General features: G+C 50.4%; 7 protein-coding genes. 5 read left to right on the top strand and 2 right to left on the bottom strand.

The features are described 5' to 3' along the window. The 5 genes from V6D20_24765 to V6D20_24745 all read left to right on the top strand — a co-directional run. Positions 1 to 1,715 (top strand): cyclic nucleotide-binding domain-containing protein (locus V6D20_24765; GenBank protein HEY9818995.1); only part of this gene is annotated, 1,715 nt, incomplete at its 5' end. 636 nt (positions 1,716 to 2,351) lie between these two features. Further along, positions 2,352 to 2,600 carry a hypothetical protein gene (locus V6D20_24760; GenBank protein ID HEY9818994.1) on the top strand — a complete coding sequence of 83 codons (249 nt, stop codon included), beginning with the start codon at positions 2,352 to 2,354 and terminating at the stop codon, positions 2,598 to 2,600. Positions 2,601 to 2,605: 5 nt separating this feature from the next. Further along, the gene (locus tag V6D20_24755) at positions 2,606 to 3,013 is read left to right on the top strand and encodes a PIN domain-containing protein (protein ID HEY9818993.1); all 408 of its coding nucleotides are present in this window, start codon (positions 2,606 to 2,608) and stop codon (positions 3,011 to 3,013) included. 772 nt (positions 3,014 to 3,785) lie between these two features. Next, positions 3,786 to 4,076, top strand: coding sequence for a nucleotidyltransferase family protein (locus V6D20_24750; protein ID HEY9818992.1), 291 nt, complete (start codon positions 3,786 to 3,788; stop codon positions 4,074 to 4,076). Continuing rightward, the gene (locus tag V6D20_24745) at positions 4,066 to 4,404 is read left to right on the top strand and encodes a DUF86 domain-containing protein (GenBank protein ID HEY9818991.1); all 339 of its coding nucleotides are present in this window, start codon (positions 4,066 to 4,068) and stop codon (positions 4,402 to 4,404) included. The genes V6D20_24750 and V6D20_24745 overlap by 11 nt, the downstream gene beginning before the upstream one ends. Here V6D20_24745 and V6D20_24740 read toward each other — a convergent pair. After that, complete coding sequence (locus tag V6D20_24740) at positions 4,393 to 4,833, bottom strand: DUF309 domain-containing protein (GenBank protein ID HEY9818990.1); 441 nt, start codon at positions 4,831 to 4,833, stop codon at positions 4,393 to 4,395. The two genes, V6D20_24745 and V6D20_24740, sit on opposite strands and share 12 nt — an antisense overlap. Next, complete coding sequence (gene codA / locus V6D20_24735) at positions 4,830 to 6,122, bottom strand: cytosine deaminase (GenBank protein ID HEY9818989.1); 1,293 nt, start codon at positions 6,120 to 6,122, stop codon at positions 4,830 to 4,832. Before codA ends, V6D20_24740 begins: the two co-directional genes overlap by 4 nt. Positions 6,123 to 6,370: the final 248 nt, after the last annotated feature.

Genomic DNA, 6,370 nt, shown 5'->3' with positions numbered 1-6,370 from the left:
TTACCCTATGCACCTTTGGTATTTTTAATGTCTTCTTTATTTTTGCGGGGCGTCCCCTGGTACAGCTTTTCCCGTTGTCGGTGCAATACCTTTACGACCTGGGCTTGGTGACGCTGAGTACCCTCTGGCTTTATAAAACCTGGCGACGTAGCCCTGACCTCTATTCTCGTGAAAATCTAGCGCGGCGATTCCGTAAGCAGTTAGAGAAACTACAGCTCGATGTATCCCAGTTTTTAGAAGGACGGGCACTCAGCGATCTGAATACGCATGAGGTGTATGTGTTAGCTAAGGTGCTGCCTGGTTTTACCCGCGAGAAGCGACACCAGGCCTATAAGGGCGTGGTGCGAGAATCGCTAGAAGAAGGCTATGTCAACTACTCCAGCAGCTTAGATATGTTGCATCAAATGCGTCAGGAGCTAGGCATTACGGATGACGAACACCGTATTGTGTTAGAGGAATTGGGCATTGAAGATCCAGAATTACTTAATCCGGCCCGTCAACGCAGTTTAGAAAATCAGATTCGCTTAAGCGGCTACCGCAAATCCCTGGAGCGGTTAATGCTACTGCAAAGCAAGCAGCCTGATCGCACAGCCCTGGAGCCATCATTACCAGATTCAGCCGCGGTTCAGTCCTTACGCTGCCAATATTCCATCACCCCCCAGGAGGAAGAATGGATCTTGAGTGGATTTTCGGTTAATGCCAGTCGTGCCAAAAAGGCAGAGTTTCTAACCGCGCAACTCCCAGGACTCATCGAAAGCTACCGCGCGCTCAATCAACCGATGGTGCATGAGCACAAGGCCGTATTAACCCTGCTACGGGAAAATATTAGTCACAAAAAAGAATTGATTGTGCGATCGCTTCTGGAAATTCTAGAATTCCTCCAGTCTGATCCAGCCGCCTTCAGTCTAGCGCAGTCCCTACAACAGTCTGCACCTGCGGTTTTGGGAGAACTAGTGGATCAAGAAAACTGGGGCGATCGCCTGCCGCCAGACATCTTGCACTGTTTGATCCAACCGGGAGAATCACCGGTATCCTGTTCACTGGAATTCTCCCCTGAGGCAATTTTGGAGCACCTAGACGCCTTGCTCCAAGAGCAAAATCCTATGATCCAGGCGGCAGCGCTCTATATGATTGCTCAACTAGACCCAGACCGCAGTCTAGCGATCGCTCGGAATCATCGCCACACGGTTAGTTCCCATCTTGTACAGGAAACCATTGATCAGCTATTGGCTTGGCAATCGTCGTCCACAGAAAAATTGACTCTGACCCAGTTCCCAACGCTGGAGAAATTGGTTTACTTATTTAATAGCGACTTTTTCCACCGAATGCAGAGTGACACACTCATTGCCCTTGCCAATCGAGCCGAGGTGAGACCCTACCATCAAGGGGATGTGATTACAGAAGCTGGAGATACTTGTCGAGAGTTGCTGCTGCTGATCGAAGGCGACGCCAACATCCACTATCAGACGGAATCTGGGGTTCACGTCGAACAGCTCCATCCGGGGCAAACGCTAGACGAGCTGGAAGTTTTAGCCCACAGCAGTTCAGAAAATACGATCGTTGCAGATAGCGAACGTACCCGAATCCTAGCGATTCCTGTCGATACCTTTGACGATTTACTCGACCACGATCTTGACTTTGCCCGGCGTGTTTTGGAGTTAGAAAGTCGGCAGCTTCAGCGATTCGTGCGATCGATACAGCCCCAGTTTCCCTAAACTAATCGGTCATGCCTAACAAATTTCGTTCTAGCTTAGGATGAGGAGTATGCCAGCTTATATGAGTTGTCCCAATTCACTGCTCCCTAGGGAGAAGAGCGATCGCCCTGATCTGATTCGAGAGGCGATCGTGAGCCAGGAACCTCTAGCTAGAGCTTATGTGCTAAATGCTACATGTATTGCTCTTATGCTGATCGTGAAGATTGCCTGAAACTAGCTACATAACACCCTGAAATGAGCGTATTATTCTGCCACCAGTCTGTAAACGACCCTAGCTAGGGTGTTGTATAGCATCCAATCGTCATAATCACCCCTATGGGTTGTATGGGCTGATCAAAGTCTGCATAACACTCTAAGTAGGAGAACTATGCAGGCAAGTTTCAGGCTAGTCCTCTCTGGAGAAAGTGATATTCAGTTGTAGTCTCGCTAATCATCTTGGTGGGGGGATGACGATCAAAGGGGAGGTGTTCAGCATAAACAATAGTTATGCTGCTTGTTCTTTGGTTGGGATATAACTGATAGCCCATCGGCTAGTGTTCAAAGCTTTGATGGCGTAAAATGTTCGGGGAGAGACAGGTTAAGACTAAAACCGCTAGCAGCACTTTACAATAGGTAGAGAGTTGTTGGTAAGGGCTAATGACATTGCAGGAATTACAAAACCAGGCGTTGCAGTTGTCTATTGGCGATCGCTGGCGCTTAGTCCAATCCTTGTTGAGTTCTATTCAACAAGAAACACTAGTATTTAACCCTCCAACTCCAACTCCAAGTGCAAATTCGTTGGCTAGCCTCGATCCCTGGACTCAAAGCTTAATCGGTGTGATTCAGTTGAGTGCAGAAGATCCCACAGATACCTACGTGGACTATCTGGAGGAGAAGTACAGTTGAGGCAAGTGTTATTTGACAGTGATGTTTTGATTGATGTTTTAGCTCAACGTCAACCATTTGTTACAGCGTCTGCACAAGCATTAAGCAAGGCGACACAGCCAGTAGTACAAGGGTTTGTCTCAGGTCATGCTGTGACGAATATTTTTTACATTTTGCGTCGTCAGGTTGGTGGCGAAATGGCACGAGAGCTTTTATCAAGGTTATTAGAGCATCTTCAAGTTGCCGGCGTTACAGACAACGTTATTCAGGCTGCATTGCAAAGCCCTATGACGGATTTTGAAGATGCTGTGACAAGTGAAGCTGCAAATGCTGCAAGAGTAGAAATTATCGTGACCCGAAATACACCTGACTTTGCTGCTTCAGCCATCTCTGCAGTATTACCAGAAGAGTTTTTAGCTATGCTATTGGAATAAACGAGTGATGGCACTGGATAATAATTCCGCTGCACACCGACCGTAGAGAGGTTATCGCAGCTCATCGAGCAAGAACTGTTACGAGCTTGCCGTTACTCTCTATGCCCAGAATTGACTGTCTCTGGGAAAAGCCAGAGAACTGGCGCAGATGAACAAGTATGAATTGGGTCAACTCCTTGCTCAACGAGGCCTCCTCGCAAATCACGAATGCTTGAGCAGGTGAGATGTGAACTTTCCCCTGGAGCAATGCTCATGGCGAAGATTTGGGGAGTGAGCGCGCCGAGTCTGGGCACTGCGTCACCCCCAACATGCCCCATGCAACAGCCGGACAACGGAACAGAGTCACCATCAACCAGCTTCTAGCCAATACAGGTTGATTCATCTAGGGTCAGGTAGACTTCAATAGCGATGAAAGCACTGATCGCCCTGATCTGAGTCGAGAGGCGATCGCGAGCCAAGAACTCTCAAGCAAAACTTATGTACTAAATGCCGCGTGCAATGGTCTTATGCTGATCGTGAAGATGGCCTGAAGCTAGCTACATAACATTCGGACATGAGCGTATTATGCTGACAGCGATTTGGCTAATTACCCTAGCCAGGGTTTTATCAAGCATGCGATCGTCATAATCACCCATAACAGTCTCAAGCGATCGGGGAGAGGGCAAGTAGAAAGCCATCTGGGGGTGTGATGTCGAATCTTCGGTTGAGACGTAATTGAGATCTGACTGGTGCGCTACAATTCTCGATAAGATTCTTTGTTGCAGGTTGGGTAGTGCGAAGACAGGAAGCCCTTACATTACTAGCAAAGCACCAAAACACACTGAAGGGTTTTGGCGTGAAGTCTTTGATGCTGTTTGGTTCAGTGGCAAGGGATGAAGCGCGACCAGACAGCGATGTCGATCTACTAGTAGAGTTTGATCGTCCGGTTGGGTTATTTACTTTTGTGCGGTTGAAACGATACCTAGAGGAGATTTTAGAGAGCTCCGTTGATCTGGGTACGCCCGACTCCCTCAAACCTTATCTACAAGAACCCGTTTTTCGGGAGGCGATTCGTGCCTTCTAGAGATTGGCAAAATAGAGTAAGAGACGTACTAGCCGCGATCGCTGAAATCCGAGAGTTCACCAACGGGCTTACGTTCGATGAGTTTCAAGACGATCGAAAGACAATCAGTGCAGTTTTGTATAGTCTTGCAATTATTGGTGAAGCAGTTCGTGGTATTCCACCTGAGTTGGAGGTGTCACACCCTGAAATTCCTTGGGACGATGTGCGTGGAATGCGAAATATTGTGATTCACGAGTATTTTCAAGTGAATTTGTCTATCATTTGGCAAACAATTCAAGACGATCTGGTTTCATTGGAATTCTCTCTTCGCCAATTGCTAAACTCTTGAGCAGCTACCTAACAACGACTCATCAGCCTCTACCCGCCGAATGACCGGACAGAGAGACTGGGCAAGGTCTACAGGATGAAACACCTGCTGGGCGATCGCTTCTACTTCATCCGGGCCCAATTCCTGGAGCGATCGCAGCAGGACGGCACTTTGGTGCATCAACTGTGCCACATCAATCTCAGCGTAGTCAGATGGGTAAGCTGCTAGGCGATGCACCCCCTCCCCCAGCAGCGTGACAGTGCCCCGCCAGTTGTGGTTGCTCAGATGGTAGAGCGCCACCGCTAGTTGCAACACCCCTTGGTAGAAGCCCTTTTGGTAGTGGGGCGCTTCCATCCAAATGGCTTCTAGGGTGTCGTGGCAGGCATAGAAATCGCCTTGGTTAAATTGGTCAACGCCTTGCCAAAAATCGGCGGGAATCGGATCAGTCATCGGCACCACTGGGGTTCGGGAGGACGGGTTTGGGCCAACATCTGCCCACGGGAGATCACATACTGCACCGTAGCACGGCGGCAGATGGCATCGTAGCGATCGCTGGCTGCCAGTACGATCACATTCGCCGGTTTACCCACCTCTAGACCATAGTCATCCGCCACATTCAGCGTTTTGGCTCCATGCCAGGTCACCATGTTGTAGCAGGCATCGATTTCGGATTGGCCGGTCATATGGCAAACATGGATCGCCATGCTGGCCACCTCTAGCATATTGCCGGTACCTAAGCTATACCAAGGATCTTGAATGCAGTCATGACCCAGGCTGACATTGAGCCCCAACTGCCATAGCTCCTTCACCCGCGTCACGCCGCGCCGCTTGGGATAGGTGTCGGTGCGTCCTTGGAGGGTGATGTTAATTAACGGGTTGGAGACAAAGTTGATTTGGGCGCGCTGCAAAAAGCCTAGGAGCTTCATGGCATAGGCATTGTTGTAGGAGCTAAAGGCGGTGGTGTGGCTAGCGGTGACCTTCGGGCCATTGCCGCGACGAATGGCACAGGCGGCCATGACTTCCAAAAAGCGGGCCTGGTCGTCGTCGATTTCATCACAGTGGACATCAATCAAGCGATCGTAGCGTTCCGCTAGATCAAAGATGCGATGCACCGACTGCACGCCATCCTCCCGCGTGAGTTCATAGTGGGGAATGCCGCCCACCGCATCAGCCCCCAGCTTCATGGCTTCTTCCATGAGGTCATTATTCTTCGGCTGGCTGTAGATGCCATCCTGGGGAAATGCCACCACCTGCAGCGTCATCCAATCCTTCACCTGCTCCCGGGCGGCCAATAATCCTTGCAGGGCCGTGAGGGTGGGTTCACTGACATCCGCGTGACTGCGCACAAACAGCACGCCCTGAAGCGCCTGCTGCTTGAGGGTGCCCACAGCCCGATCGCATACTTCTTCAACAGTCAGCGTTTTTTTGCGATCGCTCCAAATATCAATGCCTTCAAACAAGGTGCCGCTTTGGTTCCAGCGGGGGTTGCCAATGGTGCGGGCAGAGTCAAGGTGAACATGGGATTCCACCAAGGGCGGACTGATCACCTGGCCGGTCACATCCAGTTCTGTCACAGCAGTGCCGTCGATCTGGGGGGCGATCGCGGCAATCTGTCCATCACGGATGCCTAGATCGACAACCTCTGAGGGGCGATCGGGGTGGAGTAGACATCCCTGGCGGAGCAGGATGTCATAGGTTGGGGTAGAGGTTGGGGTAGACGTTGACGCAGACTGATTCAAGGTTTGCCTCCCAGAACGCGCTGGCAAGTGGAGTTGAATCAGAATCTACCATCTTTTCGATGGCTAGGTAGGTAACCCTGATACTTGATCAGCCTAGCCTGGTGGATGGTGGCGTTGCCTAGCCTAGTCGGTCACTTTTAAGCGTCCGTGGCGCAGGGCATCAAACACCCGGTTAATCAATGCTTGGTCTTGGGGGGCGATCGCCCCGGCTGACCGTACCATGCTCATAAACTGCTGTTGATCGAGAC

It is taken from the genome of Candidatus Obscuribacterales bacterium, from assembly GCA_036703605.1.
Lineage (GTDB): Bacteria > Cyanobacteriota > Cyanobacteriia > RECH01 > RECH01 > RECH01.
Note: the sequence above shows the minus strand (reverse complement) of the source record. Positions and strands in the feature narration are given on the sequence as shown.